This window comes from Candidatus Eremiobacterota bacterium (genome assembly GCA_031082125.1).
Taxonomy (GTDB): domain Bacteria; phylum Vulcanimicrobiota; class CADAWZ01; order CADAWZ01; family Ess09-12; genus Ess09-12.
Genome location: JAVHLM010000030.1, coordinates 83,547 through 104,922, shown reverse-complemented (window position 1 = coordinate 104,922; position 21,376 = coordinate 83,547). Strand labels below are relative to the sequence as shown.

Annotated in this window: 18 protein-coding genes; 10 read left to right on the top strand and 8 right to left on the bottom strand. The window is 59.2% G+C overall.

The genetic code is table 11. The features are described from left to right. Both RDV48_25545 and RDV48_25540 read left to right on the top strand, forming a co-directional pair. Positions 1–2,189 (top strand): HNH endonuclease signature motif containing protein (locus tag RDV48_25545; protein ID MDQ7826193.1); only part of this gene is annotated, 2,189 nt, incomplete at its 5' end. Positions 2,190–2,264: 75 nt separating this feature from the next. Continuing rightward, positions 2,265–3,812, top strand: coding sequence for a PQQ-binding-like beta-propeller repeat protein (locus RDV48_25540; GenBank protein MDQ7826192.1), 1,548 nt, complete (start codon positions 2,265–2,267; stop codon positions 3,810–3,812). 2 nt (positions 3,813–3,814) lie between these two features. Here the strand turns inward: RDV48_25540 and RDV48_25535 are convergent, their stop codons facing one another. Further along, positions 3,815–4,246, bottom strand: coding sequence for a DUF4019 domain-containing protein (locus RDV48_25535; GenBank protein ID MDQ7826191.1), 432 nt, complete (start codon positions 4,244–4,246; stop codon positions 3,815–3,817). A gap of 192 nt (positions 4,247–4,438) precedes the next feature. Here RDV48_25535 and RDV48_25530 point away from each other — a divergent pair, with 192 nt between their 5' ends. The 5 genes from RDV48_25530 (at position 4,439) to RDV48_25510 (ending at position 8,711) form a co-directional block, all read left to right on the top strand. Continuing rightward, the gene (locus tag RDV48_25530) at positions 4,439–5,068 is read left to right on the top strand and encodes a YSC84-related protein (protein ID MDQ7826190.1); all 630 of its coding nucleotides are present in this window, start codon (positions 4,439–4,441) and stop codon (positions 5,066–5,068) included. Between the two features lie 122 nt (positions 5,069–5,190). After that, a complete protein-coding gene (locus RDV48_25525) occupies positions 5,191–6,390 on the top strand; it encodes a type II secretion system F family protein (protein MDQ7826189.1) in 1,200 nt (399 codons plus the stop codon). 30 nt (positions 6,391–6,420) lie between these two features. Further along, positions 6,421–6,813: a type II secretion system protein gene (locus tag RDV48_25520; protein MDQ7826188.1), complete on the top strand. Its 393-nt coding sequence runs from the start codon at positions 6,421–6,423 to the stop codon at positions 6,811–6,813. Between the two features lie 16 nt (positions 6,814–6,829). Next, entirely contained in the window at positions 6,830–7,453 is a 624-nt protein-coding gene (locus tag RDV48_25515; GenBank protein ID MDQ7826187.1) for a hypothetical protein, read from the top strand. Positions 7,454–7,463: 10 nt separating this feature from the next. After that, on the top strand, positions 7,464–8,711 hold the full coding sequence (locus tag RDV48_25510; GenBank protein ID MDQ7826186.1) for a hypothetical protein: 1,248 nt from the start codon (positions 7,464–7,466) through the stop codon (positions 8,709–8,711). Here the strand turns inward: RDV48_25510 and RDV48_25505 are convergent. From RDV48_25505 to RDV48_25490, 4 genes are all read right to left on the bottom strand, one after another. After that, positions 8,683–9,075: a response regulator gene (locus RDV48_25505; GenBank protein ID MDQ7826185.1), complete on the bottom strand. Its 393-nt coding sequence runs from the start codon at positions 9,073–9,075 to the stop codon at positions 8,683–8,685. The genes RDV48_25510 and RDV48_25505 overlap by 29 nt on opposite strands. 1 nt (position 9,076) lies before the next feature. After that, positions 9,077–10,750: a GspE/PulE family protein gene (locus tag RDV48_25500; protein MDQ7826184.1), complete on the bottom strand. Its 1,674-nt coding sequence runs from the start codon at positions 10,748–10,750 to the stop codon at positions 9,077–9,079. 34 nt (positions 10,751–10,784) lie between these two features. Beyond that, a complete protein-coding gene (pilM, locus tag RDV48_25495; GenBank protein ID MDQ7826183.1) occupies positions 10,785–11,798 on the bottom strand; it encodes a pilus assembly protein PilM in 1,014 nt (337 codons plus the stop codon). A gap of 91 nt (positions 11,799–11,889) precedes the next feature. After that, entirely contained in the window at positions 11,890–13,050 is a 1,161-nt protein-coding gene (locus RDV48_25490) for a hypothetical protein (GenBank protein ID MDQ7826182.1), read from the bottom strand. A 225-nt stretch (positions 13,051–13,275) separates the two neighbouring features. Between RDV48_25490 and RDV48_25485 the strand changes: the two genes are divergently transcribed. Both RDV48_25485 and RDV48_25480 read left to right on the top strand, forming a co-directional pair. Beyond that, entirely contained in the window at positions 13,276–13,830 is a 555-nt protein-coding gene (locus tag RDV48_25485) for a heme NO-binding domain-containing protein (protein MDQ7826181.1), read from the top strand. Next, entirely contained in the window at positions 13,827–17,699 is a 3,873-nt protein-coding gene (locus RDV48_25480) for a PAS domain S-box protein (protein MDQ7826180.1), read from the top strand. The genes RDV48_25485 and RDV48_25480 overlap by 4 nt, the downstream gene beginning before the upstream one ends. 16 nt (positions 17,700–17,715) lie before the next feature. Here RDV48_25480 and RDV48_25475 read toward each other — a convergent pair whose 3' ends face one another. After that, positions 17,716–18,114 (bottom strand): response regulator, encoded by a 399-nt coding sequence (locus RDV48_25475; GenBank protein ID MDQ7826179.1) that lies wholly within the window; start codon positions 18,112–18,114, stop codon positions 17,716–17,718. Positions 18,115–18,156: 42 nt separating this feature from the next. Beyond that, positions 18,157–19,089 (bottom strand): transglycosylase SLT domain-containing protein, encoded by a 933-nt coding sequence (locus tag RDV48_25470; GenBank protein MDQ7826178.1) that lies wholly within the window; start codon positions 19,087–19,089, stop codon positions 18,157–18,159. A 169-nt stretch (positions 19,090–19,258) separates the two neighbouring features. Between RDV48_25470 and RDV48_25465 the strand changes: the two genes are divergently transcribed. Continuing rightward, positions 19,259–19,798 (top strand): hypothetical protein, encoded by a 540-nt coding sequence (locus RDV48_25465; protein MDQ7826177.1) that lies wholly within the window; start codon positions 19,259–19,261, stop codon positions 19,796–19,798. On the opposite strand, the gene RDV48_25460 is transcribed toward RDV48_25465, so the two are convergent. After that, on the bottom strand, positions 19,795–21,321 hold the full coding sequence (locus RDV48_25460) for a tetratricopeptide repeat protein (protein MDQ7826176.1): 1,527 nt from the start codon (positions 21,319–21,321) through the stop codon (positions 19,795–19,797). The two genes, RDV48_25465 and RDV48_25460, sit on opposite strands and share 4 nt — an antisense overlap. Between the last annotated feature and the right edge of the window lie 55 nt (positions 21,322–21,376).

The following is a 21,376-nucleotide window of genomic DNA, read 5'->3' as shown; positions in this document are numbered from 1 at the left end:
TCCCCGAAGCGGAAAAGCTCACCGAGGATATCACCTTCGGCTCCATCGACAGGGACGAGCGGGCAGCGCGCATTGATTTTCTGCTCTGCGAGGCAGTCCGCGGCCGCATGGCACTGGATCTTACACTCGGCGGCATTCTCGTCACTCTGAAAACAAAGGGGGTTGGGGAGTTAGGATACCGCTCCATGGGGACCTTCGCCACGGAGCATCTCTCTTTCTCGGGGCGCACCGCGTCGGAGCTGATGCGCAACTTCGAGCTTCTCAGGGCGCTCCCCCTCACGCGGGAGACCTATCTTGAGGGCAGGATCGCAAAGAGCGCCCTCAGGCATCTCTCGAGGGTCGCGACGCCTGAGAACGAGTCCCGGTGGCTCGCCATTGCAGAGGTGCGCTCCCTGTGCGGCCTCGAGAGGGAAGTGAAAAGGGCCCTCGCTGAAAGAAAGGCCGATGGGGCGCCCGGTTCTGAAGGAAGCCTGCGCGCGGCGGGCGGGGCGTGCGATGATGCGCACGGTGACGGAAACGAGGGCACGATGCTGTATTTCAGTGTGCCGCCCTCCCTTGCCCTCACCTGGGACTTCGCCCTCTCCCTCTTCAGGGACAAAGAGCACTATGACGGGCCTGTCGCCGGATTTGTCGAGGCCCTCCTTGCCAACTTCCTGGCCTCGGGGAAGGTCGCCCCGGAGCTCCCGGCCCTTGATGCCAAGGGAAATCGCCCCCTCTTCTCACGGGTGCCCCTCATGAAGAGAAGGATGGGAAACCGGCGTGTGAGCGATCCCGATGAGGGTGTCGGGAAGGCCTTCGGAAGCCCTTCCTGCGGCGCTCCCTGGGAGCTGCCCTGGAGCATCCATTTTCCGTCGTGGCTGGAAGAGGCCCGGTCCGGCGGAGAATACGCCGGGGTCTCCGCCAGGGCGTTTGCGGGCCGCCTCCGGAGGGCCGCCTCCATCCGCCAGAGGCTTGACGTGGCCGCGGGAATGCTCCTTCGGGCGATGGATGATCGGCAGCTCCACCGCCTTCTCGGCTATGAGTTCATCGAGGACTATGCAGGGGAGCGCTGCGGCTTCTCGATGGCGCAGACCCGCCAGCTCATCAGGCTCGCCGAGGGATTCCGCCGCCACTCCCTCACCGAAGACGCCTTCAGGAAGGGCGTCATCACCAGGGAGCAGGCGCGCCTCATTCTCCCCCTGGTGGACTCCAGGAATGAATCGCAGTGGATTGCCTATGCCGCGAGCGTGCCCACGGCGGACCTCAGGGAAGAGGCGGGGCGAGTTGCCAGGATCCTTGAATATGACTGCCTGGTCTCCCACAATTATACTTTGCTTCCCGGCCTCCGCTATCTCACCGACGAGAGGTTCCGGGGCCTTTCTCCGGAGGTGCAGGACTGCATACGTGATGGCTCGTGGTATAAGGGCCCCTCTCTTTGCTCTTCGTGGCCTCTCGCGTCAGACGACGAGAAGCTCATTGCAGGCCGCGACAGGCGCTTTGATGCGCCCTGGAGGTACTTCAGCGATGTCGATGAGATGATGGCCTCCGAGGCTTCCCTTGAAATTGAAAGAAATTCGAGGCTGTGTGCGGGGCAAAAAGCCCGGCAGATCTGTACCATCCCCCGGGGCGAGAATCCCGAGGAGACCTTCCTGGTGGACATCCTCACGGCGGGAGATCCCTCGCCGGCGGCAGGAAGCTCCATGATGATAAAATTCTTTCTCCCCCGGGAGCTTGATCAGGTCTGGAACGTGGCGGCACGGGCTTTTCTCAGTCATATCGCTCAGGCGGAAGGCGCTGACAACCTGGGCCAACCGGAAGAGATATTCCTTGCCGCCCTCCTTGCCGACTATCTCAAGACCGAGGGCACCTTGAAAAAAGCGGCCCATCACCATAAGATCCTCAAGCGGGACCGGTTCCGCTGCCAGACCCCGGGCTGCCGGTGCCGCCGCAACCTCCATGTGCACCACATCATCAGGCGCTCCCAGGGCGGCACCGATGACCCCTGGAACCTCATTGTGCTCTGCGAGGCCTGCCACCTCCACCTGCTCCACGGCCTGCGGACTCTCACCGTGAAGGGCAGGGCGCCTTATGATCTCATCTTCACCTTCGGCTCCCTCTCGGAAGGCACCCCTTTCCTGGTCTATGAAAAGGGGCTCCTGGCGGGTCTGCATATGAAGGGCGAACGCTATCAGCTTTTGTTGACATTCTGAAAATAGTGGAGTCTGTCACCATTTTCTGGTATAATGGACTGTGATCCCTTCTTTTCGGGAAAGGAGCTGAGCCCTATGGATATAGGAAAAATCGGAGGCACCCACCTGCCCGGCATCGCCTCACCCACCAACTCCTCGTCGTTACCTGCACCGCAGGCGGATTCACCGCAGGCCCGCGACGAATTCACTCCATCCCCCCCTCAGGACACTCCCCGCCATTCCGGGAAAATGGCCTCCGTCGCCTCCCAGGTGCTGCTGGACGGCGATCTGAAGCCCGCCTTCCGGATGAAGGAGAAATGGGCCGTGCCCAGAAGGTCCGGCATCTCCCCCCACCCCAACGTGGGACCGAATGGCGAAATAAACGCCTCGACCTTCGGCAACTTCACCGTCGTGAAGGACGGCAGGGAGATCCTCTCAAAGGAGATGGAGGACCCCGCGCAAAAATACGCGGGAATGCGCACTCTTGCCGTGAACCGCCCTCCTGCCTTCAGTGATGACGGGAAGGCCTATGTGCCGGACCGCTCGGGGAGGCTCCATGCCTTCGACCTCGGCACGGGAGAGCAGCTCTGGGAGTTCAACACCCGCAATGACGGCGGCGTGCCTTCACCGGTCCTGGGCAAGGGCAACAGGCTCTTCCTCCGCGACGGGGAAGGCAGCCTCTATGCCCTCGACAGGGCCACGGGAAAGCAGCAGTGGGCCCTGAAGAAATGGGCCTTCGCCTTCAAGGCGAAGGAGAACTCGGTGCCGCAGCCGGAAAACCACCCGCCGGCCCTTGCGCCTGACGGCACGGTCTTCGTCGTGGGCAAGAAGGGTACCATCCATGCCGTGGACGGCGAAACGGGAAAACTCAAGAAGGGCTTCGAGCCCTATGATGCGGGAGAGAGCATCTACTATTCCTTTTCTCCTTTCTGCGATGATCAGGGGCGCCTCTATGTCCCCCTGAGGGGAGAGAAGGACGCGAGGTGGAGCATTGCCTGCCTTGACGGCGCATCGGGGAAAAAGCTCTGGGAGAGCCCCACGGGCGAAAACATGGTGGCTCCCGTCATTGCCCCCGACGGCACGGTCCTCGTGGGCACCACAGGCGCCACCTGGATAACGAAGGACCACAAGGGCGAAAGCCAGAAAATCATGGCCTTCAGGCCCGATGACGGCAGCATTGAATGGGAGACACCCATCGCCGGCCGCATCGAGGGCATCACGCTGGACCCGGCGGGGAAGAAGCTCGCCGTGCTTCACTCAAGGACCAACTTCATCGAGGAATGGGAAGAAATCGAGTCCATTGATGACATCTCCCTCGTGGACATGGCCACCCACCTTGCCCGCGTGAACGCAAAACCGGGCACCTCCGAGAAGGACGGCATCCACTCCATCAGCTTCGCGCCGGACGGGAGCCTCATCGCCTACGCCTATCCCGACACCGTGAAAGCCTTCACCATAGAGGACAGCGACCTTTATGTCGGGAAGGACGGGAAGGCCCTCACCGCGGGGGAAATCCAGAAACAGCAGGACGGCGCCGCAGGATCGTCAGGCGATGGCGCAAAAGCCGTAATCGTCGAGGACGGGCTCGTCGAGATAGACGGCCTGAAGCTCAGGAAGAAGGATGGCAGGTTCCAGAAGCTCTGAGGCTATTTTATATAGTAGCCCGAGACTCTCCACTTCCCGTCCTTGTCAAGCATCGGGGTGACTGTTTCCACCGCCGCGGCCTTTTTCTGAAATGACGTGTCATACTGTATGATGACATACTCGCCGTCAGGCGCTCCCGGGAGCGTCTTCGAATAAGTCTTGGACTTGAGCTTTCTTGAGAGCACTTTCCCCAGGGGGTCTCTGACGCCTTTCAGCGAGGCCTCAAGGCCTGCCTTGGTGACGGCGCCCTTGAAGTAAGCAGAGGCCTGATCCCAGGCCTTATCGTAGCTCCCCTTGTCCACGAGGGCGAGCCAGGTCCCGGATGACGCGACAGCGGCCTTCTCCCTGGCTTCGTCAGCGGTTGCCGCAGCGCTGCACACAAGGCCCGCAGCGAAAAAAGCGACCGCGATAAACAGAACATGACTTTTTTTCATGGGCTCTCCTTTTCAAGACAGTGTGTCATAGGTTATTATAGCAGAAAAAGAGGCAAGGTGAAAGCTCTCAGGAAAACCTGCAATGTCCCCGCGACAACCTGTCTGTCATTCCCGGCAGGACAGAGAGGATTCCGCCCCAGGCCCGGAGAAAACGGGCTATAGTGACCCTATGCCAGATACCGGAGGTGCTCCATGCGTCTTACCGCCCTTATGCTTCTGCTGATGCTCTGCTTTTCCCCGCCTGCGCAGGCGGGGATCTTCAAAAAGGGAAAATCCCCCGAAGAGCAGCGCCAGGCGATTCTGAAACGCTCCCAGGACATACTCTCGGCCCTCTACAAGGCCCGTCCCGGCGCGAAGGCCGCGGTAGAAAAAGCTTATGGTTACGCCACTTTCAGCGATTTCGGCATCAAGATTCTCGTTGCCGGGACCGGCAGGGGGAGCGGCGTCGCCGTCACCAACAAGACCAGTGAAAAAGTGTATATGAAAATGCGGGAGCTCCAGGCGGGGCTCGGCTTCGGCGTCAAGAAATTCATGCTGATCTTTGTCTTCGACAATGAAAAGGCCTTCAGGAACTTCGTCGATTCGGGCTGGACCCTCGGCGCCCAGGGCACGGCGGCGGCAAAGTCGGGGAAAACAGGGGGCGCTCTCCAGGGAGCGGTGCCTATGTCTGACGGTGTCTGGCTCTACCAGCTCACCGAGGGGGGGCTCGCGCTGGAGGTGACCGTCAAGGGGTCCAAGTTCTCAAAGGACAAGAACCTGAACGCCAAGGCGGGAGATGCCGGCGGGGAGAAGGAGACGGGAACCTCCGGCGAGGATGAATGAAATGCCGCTTTGGGCAAAGCCCATGGCGACAATGACACAGGACAGGGAGCCGAGAAATCCGGGAGCGCCGGGCAGGAACTCCCCGGCCCGGGATTGAAGGTATTTTCAGGGAGGTTCCCGGAATGCTGCCTCAGTTTATCTTCACCTATCTCAATGAGAACAAGCGGCCCGTCACGGGCATCATCGAGGCACCTGACCGCGAGAGCGCCCTGAAGAGGCTTTCCACCTCCTACTCGACCGTGATAGAGATCAAGGAGGTCAAGGAAAGAAAAGTCCTCTTCGGCGGGTCCATAAGCGGCGAGGAGCTCCAGGTCGTCACCAGGCAGCTTGCCACGATGCTCCGTGCCGGCGTCCCGCTGCTGCGCGCCCTTGAGATAATCACCTCCGACTCGGAAAACGCTTTTCTCCAGTCGGTCTTCGTCCATATCACCGAGGGAGTCAAGGAGGGGAAGGCCATATCGGAGATGCTGAGCCGCCATCCCAACGTGTTCCCGCGGTTCTACCTCTTCATGGTGGAGTCGGGGGAGACGGGGGGAAAGCTCCCCGAGATCCTCTTCAAGCTCGCCGAGTACATAGAGAATGCCGAGAACCTCAAGAAGAAGGTGAAATCGGCCCTCATGTACCCCGTGACGGTCATGATTCTTGCCTTTGCCATCTCCGTCTTCATTTTCATGTTCGGCGTCAAGCAGTTTGAAGAGATATACAAGGGCCTCGACGCTCCCCTGCCCTTCTCCACCCAGATTTTTCTCGCCGTGGCCGACTTCATGTGGAGATACTGGTACCTCATCGCCGCGGGGGTCATGGCGACGCTTTACCTGCTGAGCCGCTATGTGCGCACCAGCAAGGGCGAGCTTGTGAAGGACCGCATGCTGCTGAAGCTTCCCGTCATAGGCCCTCTCCTCAGGCGCCTTGCCATCGCCCGCTTCGCGAGGACTCTCAGCTCCCTCCTCTCGGGGGGCGTCTCGACGCTGAAATCCATCGAGCTGGTGAGCGGCAGCGTGGGCAACAGGGTGATGGAAAAGATGATCATGAACCTCCTCAGGAGGACCAAGGAGGGGGAGTCGATGGCCGAGTCCCTCCGCCAGGGCGGCGAGTTCACCAAGATGGCCGTCAGCATGATAGCGACCGGCGAGGAGTCGGGGACTCTTGAGACCATGCTCAACGAGATAGCCGATTTCTACGAGCTCCAGGTGGATGTGATGCTGAAAAACATGGCGTCCCTTATCGAGCCGCTCGTCATCGTCGTGGTGGGGATCTTTGTAGGCCTGCTGATTATTTCGCTGGGCATGCCCCTCTTCAACCTGGTGCAGGTGCTCGGCTGAGCGCCTGACAAGAACGAGGGAGAAAGTCTCATGAAGAAGGAAAAGGGCTTCACATTGACGGAGACCATCGTCGCGTTCGCCTTGGTCTTGATCGCGGCGCTGGTGATACTCACCTCATTCTCCTCGGGCAGGAAGGGGCTCCAGAAGTCGGAGCAGCGCGTCCATGCCGCGTACCTCGGGAAAAGCCTTCTTGACTCCATGCGGTCCGGCGGCTTCGACAGCATCGTCCCTTCATCGGGGACCATGGTGTTCCGGGGCATCAACAACGGGGCCCCTTACTCTGAATCATTCTCCTACAGCACCTTCGTGCAGAGCGTTGACGCCGACAAGAAGCTCCTCTGGGCGGAGATAACTTGGAAAGACAGTACGGGAACAAGGAAGCTGGTGATGGAGACCATCATTGTGAGGAAAGGCGCAGGTTAGGAGGCATGAGAAGACCATGGTGATCCGCACGCGGGCTCCCCGGGGGCTCACCCTCGTGGAACTGCTCATCACCTTCGTGATGCTCCTTTTTCTTGTCGGGGTCATGACCCTTATGACCGTGAGAAGCAAGACCGTCTTCCAGGGAGCGGCCGCCCATTCGGCGGCCCGCCAGGACCTGCAGACCGTGCTGATGAAGATTGCCCAGGAGGTGAAGTCCACTCACAAGGCCCTCATCACCGACGGCTCAGCGATAGGCAAGGGCGCCTTCAGCTTCATGGCGGCGACGGACAGCAATGGGCGATTCATCACCGCTGCGGGCGGCTCACTGGTATGGCAGAAATACGTCATCTATTATATCCCTGCAGGCACCACCACGCTGCTGAGAAGAGAGGTGTACCGCGATTTCACCGACCCCGCCACCAATATTCCCCTCACGGCAAGTGAGCTGGCAACCCTCTGCAACGGCACCGGCACCACGGTCATGAAAACGGCACAGAAGGTCAGCCTCACGCCTGACAGCAACGCCACCATGTCTGCCGCGATACTGCATCTTCAGACCGAGACAGTGAATCAGCATGGGAAAAGGGACACCCAGTCGGCAGACCTGACGGTGCTCCTCTATAATCTGAAAAGAAAGTGAGCACAGGGCAATGAAGAGGCACCGCGGATTCATCCTGGTAGTGGCTCTGCTGGGCATAGGCATCATGTTCTTCTTTGCCCTCAGCATGGTGCGCCACTACGCCGCCGACAAGTCACTGTCATCAAGGGGTGAGAACACCCTCATCGCCGAGCAGGCCGCCATCGCCGGCGTTGAGGACGCCATGATCCAGCTCAAGACCGATACCAGGTGGAGCGCAGGATTCAACAAGGCGGTCCTCCCCCACTCGGGGGCGACGTACACCGTGACCTTCGACAAGAACCAGGCGGCCATTCCCTACTCGACCAACAACGCCACCGGCAGCACGGCCCTCACCGGCTACGGGGGAAGGATCGTCCCCCCCCAGTTTGTCCATTTCATCGCGAAAGGCGAGTACAGGGGTGCCGTGGCCTATGAAGAAGTGCTGGTGACAAGGGGGACCAAGTACAAGGTGGCCCTCTTCGGGTCTGACTCGATCTTCCTGAGCGGCACCGTCTATGTTGACAGCTATGACTCAAGCCAGGGGACTTACGCGCAGACGAAGAGGGCGAGCGGCGGCGATATGGCAACCAACGCGTCGGCGCCGGGATCGGTCACGCTGAAAAATGTCTCTATTATGGGCACCCTCTCGGTGGGTCCCGGGGGCTCGGAGGCGACTACCCTCAACATCATAGGCTCACCTTATTATATGGCCTTTTCAGTGCTGTACGAGACACAGAGCCTTCCCCCCACGCCTTTTCCCGACATGGGAGCGAGCAAGGGGACAGTCACTGCAGCGAGCAAGCAGACGGTGAGCATCATGCCGGGCACCTACAGCGGCTGGGACGCCAAGGGAGGCATCATCGATCTCGCAGCGGGAAACTATGTCATCACGGGGGACATCACCATGTCGTCAGGGTCCGTCATCCGGGTCAAGAACGGGCCCGTGAACCTCTTCCTGCAGGGCAATCTCAACTCTTCGTCGGGAGCGTCCATCGCAAACTACACCATGCAGTCCCAGCAGCTGAGCCTCTACGGGGGTACCGCCGCCCAGTCCATCAATCTCCAGGGGCTCTCGGGGACCATGCTGTCCCTCAGGATTTATGCCCCGATGGCGGCCCTCACCTTCGGAGGGGGAAACGACTTCTACGGATCATTCGTGGCCAAAACCCTCACCGTGAGCGGCAACAGCAACTTTCACTACGACTCGGCCCCCACCAAGGTCTCGACAGAGGACCCCTTCACCCCCGTGATCACGATGCGCTGTTCTCCCCGCTGGTGAGGCCGAGAAGCTTCTCCACGCGCTCCCTCAGGGCCGCCTGGGTGAAGGGCTTTCTCAGGAAGTCATCGGCCCTCACCTTCCTGACCTGCTCTTCCACGTCGGGGTCGATGACCGAGGAGATGATGAGGAACGGTATTTTCTTGTAGCGGCCGCTGTATTTCATCAGGCGCGCCACCGCGAGGCCGTCAAGGAGAGGGAGGATTATATCGCAGATTACCCCGTCGGGGGAGAAATCCTGGACGGCCCGGTAAAGCTCCAGGCCGTTCGAGAAGCAGGTGATCTCCACTCCCTCTATTTTAGAGACCGCGAGACGCACAAAGCCGAGCACATCGGGATCGTCATCGGCACAGTACAGTTTCTTCATACTAAAGCCGCTCCATCACTACTGTTCGCACGAGCTCCTGGAAGCTCGTGACTCCGGCAAGCCATTTCTCTATGCCGCTCTGCCTGAGGCTCATGAAATTATGCTTCATGGCAATATCGGTGAGGTTTTCGGAGGTCATGTCCTTCTCATGGAGGCGCCTCATCTCGGAGGTGATCTCCATCAGCTCGTAGATGGCGACCCTCCCCTTGTAGCCGCTGTGCTCGCAGCTTTCGCAGCCCACGGGTCTGAAAGGCGTCGCCCCCTCGGGGAGCGAAGGGAGCTTCAGGACCTTCAGCAGCGGCTCGTCCACCTCAAGGGGGACCTTGCACCGGGGGCAGAGCCGCCGCACGAGCCTCTGGGCCAGGACGCCTATCAGGGTCGTCATCACCAGGTAGCCCGCCACGCCCATATCGATGAGCCTCGTAGCCGCCGAGGGGGCATCGTTGGTGTGGAGCGTGCTGAAGAGGAGGTGGCCTGTCAGGGCTGCCTGGATGGCTATCTCAGCCGTCTCGATATCGCGGATCTCTCCGACGAGCACAATCTCGGGGTCATGCCTGAGGACGGCCCTCAGGGTGTGGGCGAAGGTGAAGCCGATGTGCTGGTGCACCTGGAACTGCGTGACACCGCTCACCTGGCTCTCGACGGGATCCTCGATGGAGATGATCTTTTTCTCGGGTGTCAGGATATGCTCGAGGGTGGCGTAGAGGGTGGTGCTCTTCCCCGACCCCGTGGGCCCCGTGACGAGAAACATCCCGTAGGGAGTCGAGACGAGCCTGAGGTAGGTCTCATAGAGGGCAGGCGCGAATCCAAGCTTCTCAAGTGACGACCTCTCGCCGCCTATGTTCAGGATCCTTATCACGATGGACTCGCCAAAGAGGTTGGGGATGATCGAGATCCTCAGGTCATAATCCTTTCCATCCACCTTGAACGTGGTGCGGCCGTCCTGGGCCAGGCGCTTCTCCGAGATGTCCATGCTCGCGAGTATCTTGATGCGTGAGGTGACAGCCTTGAGCAGGTGGAGGGGCGGCGGGGGATATTCCCTCAGGATGCCGTCTATCCTGTAGCGGAGCATGACGCCTTCCTTGTAGGGCTCCAGGTGGATGTCGCTGGTGCCCAGCCTGATAGCCGAAGAGATGATATGGCTCACCAGCTTGATCGAAGGGGCATCCTCGGCCTCGAGGCGGACTTCCTCTTCCTTTTCGCTTCCCTTTTCCTCTTCTTCCGCGCGCATCATGCTCATCATCTTCTCGGCTGACCGCCCGCCTGCCAGGTAGTAGCGGTTGATGGCCTCCTCGATGTCGCCCCTGAGGGCCACGAGCTCTTCCATGGAGAATCCTGTCTGGTGATGGATGAAATCCTCGACATCCAGGTCGCCTGGCGAGGTCACGGCAACATAAATCCTGTCCCTGATGGTGAAAAGGGGCATGAGGGTAAAGCGGCGGGCCACATCTTCGGGGACCAGGGAGAGTGCCCCGTCTTCGGGCTCATAATCGGCGGTCATCACGGAGGGGACATTGAAGTGAAGGGAGAGGGACCTCAGGAGCTCTTCCCTGGTGAGACGGCCCGTCCGGAAAAGGAAGTCCGCGGGGTCGCCCCCTTTTCCTTCCTCGTCAGAAGCCTGCTTGAAGAATGTCTCTCCCAGCCTGTCTCTCAGAGAATCGAGCCAGGTGGCCATTTTACACCCCTTATAAAAGAATAATCCCTTCTCATCAGAGGGCGATACCAAGGGCCACGCCGAATGACGCGAGAGGGGCACCGCCCTGATTTTCGCCGGGGGCTACCCTGTCCCATCTCTCAAAGGAGACCCTCGTCTCGACATATTCCTGAAGCCGGGCATCAAGTCCTTTCAGCGACGCCCCGCCGCCGGTAAGGAATATTTCCCCGACGGCGGCGTCGCCGCTCTTGTCGAAGGCCTCGAAAGCGGCCAGGGTCTTTTTCACCTGGTTCAGCCATTTCTGCAGCACCGGCTCCAGGGCGATCTCCCTTCTCATGGCATCATAGGAGCGCTTGTAAGCCTCGGCATCCTTCCAGGAAGACTGGTGGCCCATCTGGAAGGCATGGGTGAAATTCCTGCCCCCCAGCAGGAAGGAGCGGTTGTAATAAGGGCTGCTGCCCCTCACGATGATAATGGAGGTAAGGCGGCTTCCCACGTTGATGAGGGCACTATATTCCGCTGATGGAGCGGGGCGGTATGCCAGGAACTGCTTCAGGAGAGCCAGGGAAGCTATCTCGAAGTGCTGGGCCGAGGCGCCGCAGGCCTCTATCACCTGCCGGAGGCTCTGGTGCATACTCTTCCTCACCGAAACGGCAAATATGCCTGTCATTTCTTTGTCTTCCTTGAGGGGAGCGATAGGCACATAGGTCAATTCCGCGTCTTCCAGGGAATAGGGGATATATTTCATCACGGCGGTCCTGACGGCGGTATCCTCCCTTGCCTTCTCAAGCTGCGGAAGCTCAAAATAACGGCAGATCGCCACCTCGTCGGGGAGGGCCGCTATCACTGCAGGTTTCACTCTGGGGGAAGGTTCGGCAGCGGTGCCGAGGATGGCCCTTATCGCCTCCTCTTTCTGCTCATCGGAAGGCTTGTCATCAATATACTCCCTCCCGGGAAGGAGCTCCACCTCGCGCAATTCAAGAAGCCTTCTCCTGTCAGCGGCATAAATCGCCGCCTTGATGCTGTAATGGCCCACATCAAGCCCTATTCTGACGCGCCTGTCAAACACTTTCCCGCACTCTTTCCCGCGGGCGGCCGCTGAGGGATCCCCTGTGAGGTGCTCCCCGCCTTGCTGCCCCGCGACAGGTTTTTCCGGACTCTTACCAGAAGGTGCCTCTGTCTTTAAGGTTCTCGTTCACCCACTGCACAAAATCCCGGGAAATCAGCGTTTTATAATGGTACCACTGCTGGGCGGCCTCAATAAGAGTTTTCTGATGCTTTCCCCATAGTTCAATGTCGGTCCCGGCATCGAGGGCATCAAGCCCTTCTTTCACTTTTTCCAGGACTGCCCTGTCTTTCTCCTGGAGCTCCGAGGCCAGGGAGGCTATCTTGCCGGTGAGCTCATTCTTTATCTCCTTCCATGGAAGGGCCGTGCCTCTCAGGAGACCGAAGGGCATCATGGAGTACTCAAGCTCCATGCTCCCCCTGCTCACGTGCTCCAGGAACCTGCCCCAGGCATGATCCAGCAGGGGGCCGAGCTTTTCACCGGCCACATATCCGTCGAAACAGTCCCTGTTCAGGGGATTCTTGAAATCCTTGAGGGGGTAGCGCTCCACGGTGTCATCGATAAGCCCCTGCCTTGCCTTTTCAAAGTGAGGCAGGGCCCCCTCGAGCTCCCTGCATTTCCACCAGCGGTGAGCCAGGCGCGCCGAGAGCAGTGCCATGCCCGCCTCAATAAAGGCAAGCAGGATCATGATCACGGTGAGGGCGCCGATCCTCAGGTTTCCCACCGGCTCCATCCACCATACGGGAGCGAGGTCACCGCGGTTCCCCGTGCATACCATGAAAGAGATGAATGCCAGGACCAGAAAAAAGCCCCACTTCGCCGCCATCAGGGCCGCCTGCTCCTGCCTGTGGGCCACGTAGCCTCTCTTGATGTGATCGGGGATGACCCGGGGATGACCGCACTTCTGCGTATAGATGCGGAATATCTCGGCGGTCCGGCCCGCCCGTGCTTCCTTGAAGCCCGAATAGAAGAGGAACAGGGGGATCAAGAGGGGGATGAAAAGAACCCCCAGGATAATCTCCCTCAGCACCGGCATATGGGTGGCGACAAGAAACCAGAGCACCGCGCTCACCGATGCGATGAACGCGGGCAGGGCAAGTGCCGAGTCGAGGCCGTCACGGTAAGGGGCTGTGTGAAAAGAGCACTCCCTGCCGAAGAGATTCGGGAACCTGCCCCTTGACCAGTAATAACAGGCGAGCAGATAGAGCGCGCAGGCGTACAATCCGTAAAGCAGGGGATAATACACCGGAGTCATGGACCCACCTCCCTGAATGCGGCGGGCGGGGCCCGCCCCGCCGCGGCATTCCTCTTTCCGTACTTCTCTGCATGCCATTTTTTCCCTTTATGAGCTCCAGGGGAGCGTTTCATGGCTGCGATATTTTTCCCCGGTGATCGGGGAACTATGAAGGAAATAAGAGGCCTCGCGCAAAAGAAACATGCTGAAAAGAGTGGCGAAAGGAGGTGACTTTTCTTGTACGGGATGGCGAACAAGGCGATAGAAGATCTGATCACCAGGGACCATGGTGAAGCCATGTGGGAGCAGGTCAGGAAAAAGGCGGGCCTCGAAGTGGAGGCCTTCATAAGCACCGAGAGCTACCCCGACGAGATGACCTATAACCTGGTGGGAGCGGCAAGCGCAGAGCTCTCGATGCCTCCCGGGGATGTCCTCAGGGCCTTCGGCAGGCACTGGGTCCTCAGGACCGCCGCCGAAAGCTACCGCGATCTGATGGAGTCAACGGGAAGGTCCCTCGGCGAGTTCCTGGACAACCTTCCCGACCTCCATGCCCGCGTCTCCCTCCTTTTCCCCGACCTGAAGCCTCCGCGGTTCATCGTGAGCGACCGCCGGGAGCAGTCGCTGCACCTCCATTACTTTTCCGGGCGCCGGGGCCTCGCCCCCTTCGTGGAAGGGCTTCTCCAGGGCCTCGCGGAAAGATTCGGCACGGAGATTGAGCTGCGCGCCCTTGCCCTGAAAGACGGCGGCGCAGACCATGACGAGTTCCGGATAACCTGGAAGACGGCAGGAGAGCGCTTATGAGAGACTTTTCCGCGGGCCTTGACCACCGGCAGCTCATGGAGGCCTTTCCCTTCCACGTGGTCTTCGGCCCTTCCCTCGAGGTGCTGCAGGCGGGCCCGTCACTGGCAGTCCTCCTCCGGGACGATCTCAGGGGAAAGAGAATAAGCGACTTCTTCACCTTCAGATACCCCGAGGTCCCTTTCACCTTTGAATCGGTGAGAGAGCACCGGGGGCTCCTCTTCATCCTGGAGTACCGCGAGAGGCCTGTGATCCTCCGGGGGCAGATGATGCACAACGCCATCCCCGAGTATATCATCTTTCTCTGCTCCCTCTGGGTCACCGAGCCTGACTCCCTCAGGAAGCTGGGGCTCTCCCTCCATGACTTCGCCCTCCATGACCCGGTGAATGAGCTCCTGCAGGTGCTTGAAATCCAGAAAACAGCGGTCCAGGATGCGAAGAAAGCGGCAGAAAAGCTCAGCGTGGAGAGGAAGCGCCTGCGGGCCACAGTGGAAACCTCGCTGGACAGCCTGGTGAGCATTGACCGCGCGGGAAGGATCACGGAGTTCAACTCTGCCGCCGAGAAGATCTTCGGATACCGCCGGGAGGAGATCATAGGGAAAACCATTGCGGACACCCTGGTGCCGGAATCACACAGGCAGCGGCACAGGGAGGGAATGAAGCGGCACCTGGATACCGGGGAGTCGGCAATTCTCGGCAGGCGCATCGAGCTCCCCGCCCTCAGGGCCGACGGCACGGAATTTCCCGCCGAAGTGTCAATCACACGTTTCGAAATCGGCGACGAGCCTCATTTCACAGGGTTCATAAGGGATATCACCGAGCGCAGGAAAGCGGAGGCAGACCTGCTGGAGGAGCACAGGATCTTTATGAGCGGTCCCGTGGTGGTCTTCAAATGCCTTGCCGCGCCGCCATGGCCGATAGAGTACATCTCTCCCAACGTGACGCAGTTCGGCTACCGCGTGGAAGAATTCCTGGAAGGCAAGGTCTCCTACGCCGATCTCATCCATCCCGACGACCAGAAGCGGATAGCCGACGAGGAAACGCTTTACCGTGTCAGTGAGGCGGCCTATTACAGGCTTGATTACAGAATCATCTGCAAGAACGGAGAGGTAAGGTGGGTAACCGATTACACTTTTGAAATCAGGAATGCCTCCGGCACAGTGACCCATCTCCATGGCTATATACTTGACATCACCGACCGCAAGACCGCCGAATCATCGCTCAGCGAAAGGGAAGAGCACCTCAGATCCATAGTGAACAACGTCATAGACGGCATAATCACTACCGATCACAGAGGCGTCATCAGGACGGTGAACCGCGCCGCTGAGAGCATATTCGGCTACCGCGCCGCCGAGCTTGTCGGCAATAACGTGACCATGGTCATCCCGGCTGCATACCGGGAGCAGCATGATTCCTCCATGGAGGAATACCTGAGAACCCGCAAGGCAAAAATCATAGGCATCGGCCGGGAGTGCGAGGGGCTGCGCAAGGACGGGACCACGTTCCCTATCGATTTTGCCATAGGCGAGATGTACCAGGGAGATCAGCTCATGTTTACCGGCATAGTGAGGGACATCACGGAGCGAAAGCGCGCCGAGGAAAAGATCACCCAGAAGACTTCCGAGCTCCAGGCCATCTTCAACGCCTTCCCCGATCTCTTCTTCAGGCTGGACGCCTCGGGCGTCATCCTGGATTACATCTCGGGGAAGTCCACGGACCTCTATCTGGAGCCTTCTCACTTCATCGGGAAAAAAGTGCAGGAGATACTGCCCGCGGAAGTCTCGGGGAGAGTCGTCCAGGGACTCACCGGGGCGCTTGCCAGCGGCACAATGGCGAGCCTGGAATACAGCCTCCCGATGCCCGGAGGAGAGGCCGCGTTCGAGGCACGCTTCATGGCCCTCTCGCAGAGCCAGGTCATCGCTATCGTGCGGAACATCACTGAGCGCAGAAAGATGGAAGAGGAGCTGAAAAAGGCGAAAGAGGAGGCGGAGAGCTCCAATCTCGCCAAGAGCGAGTTCCTCGCCAACATGAGCCACGACATAAGAACCCCCATGACGGCGATTATCGGCATGACGGAGCTCGCCAGAGACGCCGAAACGGCCGCCGACCAGCAGTACTATCTCTCCCTTGTCAAGAACTCCGCCGAGGCGCTCCTCGCGCTGATGAACCAGATACTGGACCTCTCAAAGCTTGAAGCGGGACAGCTCAATATCGACGAGATCCCCTTCAGGCCCGCGGAGCTCGTGGAGCAGGTCATGAGCCTTTTCAGAATCAAAGGACAGGAGAAGAATATCGCCCTCTCCTCCTCGGTGGAGGAGAGTGTGCCTGAATATGTGAGAGGCGATCCCGCCCTGCTGAGGCAGATACTGATCAACCTCTGCGGAAACGCGGTGAAATTCACTGAAAAAGGCGGGATAAAGCTCACTGTAGCCTCAAGAGAGACCGGAGCGAAATGCGTTCACCTCCTCTTCAGGGTCTCCGATACAGGCATCGGCATCCCGAAGGACAAGCTCGGCTCCATCTTCGGGCGCTTCACCCAGGCCGACAGCTCCATCTCGAGGAGATTCGGCGGCACGGGGCTTGGACTCTACATCACGCAGAACCTCGTGGAGGCCCTGAAAGGGACCATCAAGGTGGAGAGTGTCGAGGGGGCGGGGACCACCTTCTCGATGGAGATTCCCTTCCAGTGCGGCACCGTGATACTCGATGAAAAGCAGGAATCCGCCGCCCCCGCGGAGCATGCTCCCTCGGCTGGGAAGGCGCCGGGAGGGCAGGTGAGTATCCTCATTGCCGAGGACAGCCGCGAGAGCCAGGTCCTGCTCAGCACCATCCTGAAAAAGGCAGGACATGCCATTGCCCTGGCAGAGAGCGGCACGGCGGCCGTCGAGCTCTTCCGCCGCCAGGATTTCGACCTCGTGCTCATGGACCTCCACATGCCCGAGATGGACGGCCTCGAGGCCACAAGGAGAATCAGGGGCCTGGAGCGCGAGAGAGGCAGCAGGCGGGTCCCCATAATCGCGCTCACAGCCCATGCCATGGCGGAGTACAGGAACAGGGCCTTCTTCGCCGGCATGGACGATTACCTTACCAAGCCCTTCACCAGGGAGGTGCTCCTGCAGTCCATCCAGCGGTGGCTCCTGGATCTTCCCACCATCCTCGTCGTGGAAGACACCTCGGAGAACCTGCTGCTCATCGAGCGCTACCTGAAGAAAGAGACGGCCTGGCGGGTCATCTACGCGACAACCGGCAGGGATGGGCTCTCGGTTTACCTCAACAACAAGGTGGAGCTCGTGATTACCGACATTGAAATGCCTGTCATGAACGGCATAGAGATGGTGAAGGCCATAAGGGAATCCGGCGGGAGAAAAACACCGGTCATTGCGATGACTGCTCATTCGGACAAGGAGGAGATTGCCAGGATACACGAGGCGGGGTGCGATGTCATAGTCCAGAAGCCCCTGAGAAGAGAAATCCTGCTGGACGTGATAAGGCAGTATATGTCTTCCCGGGGAATCCCCGGGGAGAGGGAAGTCGAAAGGGAGGAGGTGGCTCACCCCGCCCCTGTGAAGAAAGACATGCTCTCCCATATTGACGGCGAGATCCTGAGCCTCATCCCCCTTTACCTGGACAACCGCCGCCGTGATGCGGCCGCCATCGAGGAATACCTGTCAGCGGCGAACTTCCCGGAGATCCGGAAACTGGGGCACAAGATGAAAGGGAGCGGGGGGATGTACGGACTCGATAACATGACCGTCCTTGGCAGCGAGCTTGAGAAGGCTGCCAAGGAATCAGACAGTGCAGGGATCATGAGCCTGTTCGCCCGCCTGAAGCAGGAGATCGACCGCATCGACAAGGTATTAAAGGCCCGGTAGCGACAGGGAAATCCCCTTACTTCGCGCCGCAGCCCTCATCGGCGGGGCCCTCCGAGATGGCATCGCTGAGAGACTCCAGCAGCACCTCCGGCTTGAAAGGCTTCTCGATATAGTAACGCCCGCCTATCTTCCTGTCCTGCTGGAGGTCGCTGGCCTGGGCAAGAGCCGTGATAAAGATTATCGGGATGCGGCATGTTTTCCTGTTCTGAAGGAGCAGCGCAGCCACCTCTCCCCCGTCCATCACGGGCATGTCAAGATCAAGGAGTATGGCATCGGGCTTCTCGGCCTGGGCCATTTTAATGCCCTCTCTGCCGTTTCCGGCGCCAAGGACCTCATGGCCGGCCTTCCCCAGTATGAGCTTCACCACCTGTATGATCTCGGGATCGTCATCAATCACAAGAACTTTTGCTGTCATGAAATCCTCCGTTATCCTCCTTAAGAAGGGGAAAATCCTTTTTCACCACCCGGGGCCCGTGTTCTCCCTCAGGAATTCCAGGGTTTTCCTGATATAGCCCCGCGTGTAGGAAGGAATCCCGTGCTTTGACTTATGCACGTTATTGGGCCCCGTGTTATAGGCCGAGAGGGCCTTCTCGATACCGCCGAACTCCTCGAGGAGGCCGCTGATATATTTCGTGCCGGCCTCGATGTTCCCCTCGTGGCTCCAGTAGTCCCTCACGCCCATCATCCGCGCGGTCCCCGGCAGGACCTGCATGAGCCCGGCGGCCCCCTTATTTGACCTGGCAGAGGGGTTGAATGACGATTCTTTCGCAATAATCGCCTTGATGAGATAGGGGCTCACGTCATGCCTTTTCGCCGCCGAGAGTATGGAAGGAGCGATGTCCACCACCGTCCTGACGGTGCGGGAGACGGCCTTTTTCCCTGCACGGCCCTTCTGGAGGATCCTCTTCACGACGGTGACGTGCACCGGCTCAAAGTCCCTGTAAGCCTCATCTGACTTGTAATGCCAGTCGCCTGTCGATGCCACGTAGGCGCCGTTGAATACCTCCGCGCATTTCATGCCTGCTGTTTCCGCCGTCTTCGCCTGCTCTTCCATTGCCCTGGATATCTCGTTGTTCAGAAGAGCCGCCTCGGCAGGCGATGGTGTCGCTGCTGCCACCAACGCGGAAAAGAGCATTGCCGCCGAAGCAACGGCCTTCCAGAGCTTTCCCGTCCCGGCGGGCTGCGATGACTCCCCGACAGGCTCAGCTGATTCATTGAGCTCACGGAGCTTCTCTTCAGAGAGAGTCTTCCTGCCGGCACGGGAGGGCGGCTCCAGCGACACCCTGTCGGCATCTTCAATGATGAGCTTCCGGGGAAAAGAGGCCCCCATGGCAGAGCCCCTTGTGGCTCCAGCCTCCAGATTATACACCGAGTGGTCCCTGATTTCCATCTGAAGCTCCTTTCCCCAGTATCCGGTTCCTATCATATACCGATGCACCGTATCCACTCGAGTATAAAACAGGCGGCCCCGGCAGTCAAGTACCTGCCCTCTGTGCTGCCGGGCACTGTCTGTCGACTGATTTCAGGTTATAATGAAGGCAGGAGAGGAGGTGCCTTTTATGCTCAGGGCCCGCTCAGCTGAAATCCGTGGGGAGATCGGCTCAAATGAGCTTGCAGACTGCTTTTACTGCGTGACAGCAGCCCTTGCCATTGTGGGCATCATCTCCGCAGTGTGCTATTGCGTCCCTCTCCTTTTCTCCCTCTTGATCAGGAGCGCCGGAGAAGCCCTGTGCCTCGCGGGCGCCGCCGGGCTTGCCGCTCTTGCCGCGATAAAAATACTTGCCCTCTGCGTGAAACACATCAACAATGACAAGTATTACCGGGTCCCCGCCGCCGGGAGTACCTGCGGCAGGACTTCCTCCCGGGAGCGCGGTGGCGATGGCATCGAGGCCGGCGACTGCTGCGACGGCGATGCATTGCTCTGGAGCAGCGCCCTCGTTGAACATCACGGCACCCGGGAAAATCAGGAAAGCCACGATGTCCACGCGTCCTCGGGGTCAGAGGCCCATGACCCGGGGATATCGCACTGCGAGGCATACGATTCAGGGGGAGATTTCGGCGGGTACGACTTCTGCTGCTTCGACGTCGATTTTTTCTAGGAGCCCTCAGCCTCGTCTTCCTCATGAAGCTCCACAATCTTCATGAGCTCTATGCTTACCATCTCTTCTTGCTTTCCCATGGCGTCCCTGAGGGCCTTCTCAGAAAAGCCGTCGCCTGAAGCGATCCCTGAGAGGCACCTTCCCAGATCCCGATCCTGAATGAAGGTGGAGCACTCCGGGGGCTCCTGCTGGGATTTCGTGAAATCATCGACGGCTTTCTCCATCTCTCCCATGGCGGCATAGGCATGGCCCCTCTCCCTGTATATGCGGTAATCGCCGGGAGAGAGCTCAAGAGCCTTTGACAGATCAGCGACGGCATCGGCATAGGATCCCATGCGAGAATGGGTGACCCCCCGGCCGTAATAGCCGGTCTTGATGCCGGGCTCGAGAGCTGCCAGGCGGGAATAATCCTCAAGAGCCTTGGCAAGCATATCGGAAGAATCATAGACCGGGTCTTCTGCAATATCGGCACAATGCTTTGCATAGGAAGCCATCATGGTATAAAGCAAAGCCCGCAGGTTGAGGGCAAGGACGTCATCAGGATTGAAACAGATCACATCGCTCAGATCGTCAAGGGCTCTCTTGATTATATCGTGGTCCGGGCCTCTTTCCAGCTTGTCAACCAGGTAGATGATTCCCCTTCCCAGAAGGGCGTAATAGTCCCAGGGATTGAGGCCGAGAACCCAGTTGTAGTCATCAAGGGCCCTGTCCACCATCCCGCATGATCGGTGGCAGTGAGCGCGCCATCGGCGAGGCCAGTTGAAATCAACATACCTGGAGATAAGGGCATCGCACTCCTCGAGCGCTCCGTGGAGGGAGATGCCCCTGCCCCCGGAGGAGATCAGGAAAGAGTCCACCCCGCCGTTGCGGGGCTCTCTCAGAAGAATCTCCGCAAAATCGGCCATCGCATCCTTCATGGATCCCTTCATCATACAGGCTTCCCCCCTGAGCATGAGCGCATGGGTGTTGCCGGGATTGAGGGTGAGGGCCCTGCCGGCGTCCTCGATGGCCTCGTCGGGAAGGCCCTTTCCGAGGAAGGCCCGCCCGCGGTTTATAAGAGGAGCGGCCTCCTTCTTATTAAGTGTGATGGCGCCGTCCAGGTCCGCTATGGCCTCGTCATATCGCTCTTTCAGCAGGTAAGCTCTCCCGCGGTTTGAGAGAGAGAAGAAATGCTTCGGGGAAAGGGACAGAGCCTTGTCAAAGTCCCTTATGCCCTCATCAAGAAGGCCTTTTTCGACGTATACCTCTCCCCTGCTTAAATAATCAAAGGTGTAAATAGACTCCTGACCAATCGCCCTGTCAAAGTCCTTCAGCGCCTCGTCATAGCATCTGCTCCTGAAATAGGCTGATGCCCTGCTGGTGAGGAAATAGTGGCTCCCGGGTGCCAGGGAGAGTGCCCTGGTGCAGTCCCTGATGACTTTGTCATGCCTTCCCCGCGAGGTATAATATGACCATGGGATGAAGCAAAGCATGCCATAGAAGGTAAGGATGAAAAATTTCAGTATTGCAATGATGATTTTCATAGGTCATCCTCTGGAAGGCCATTGGTATTTCCCTCTCCGGCAGGAGAATCCTTCA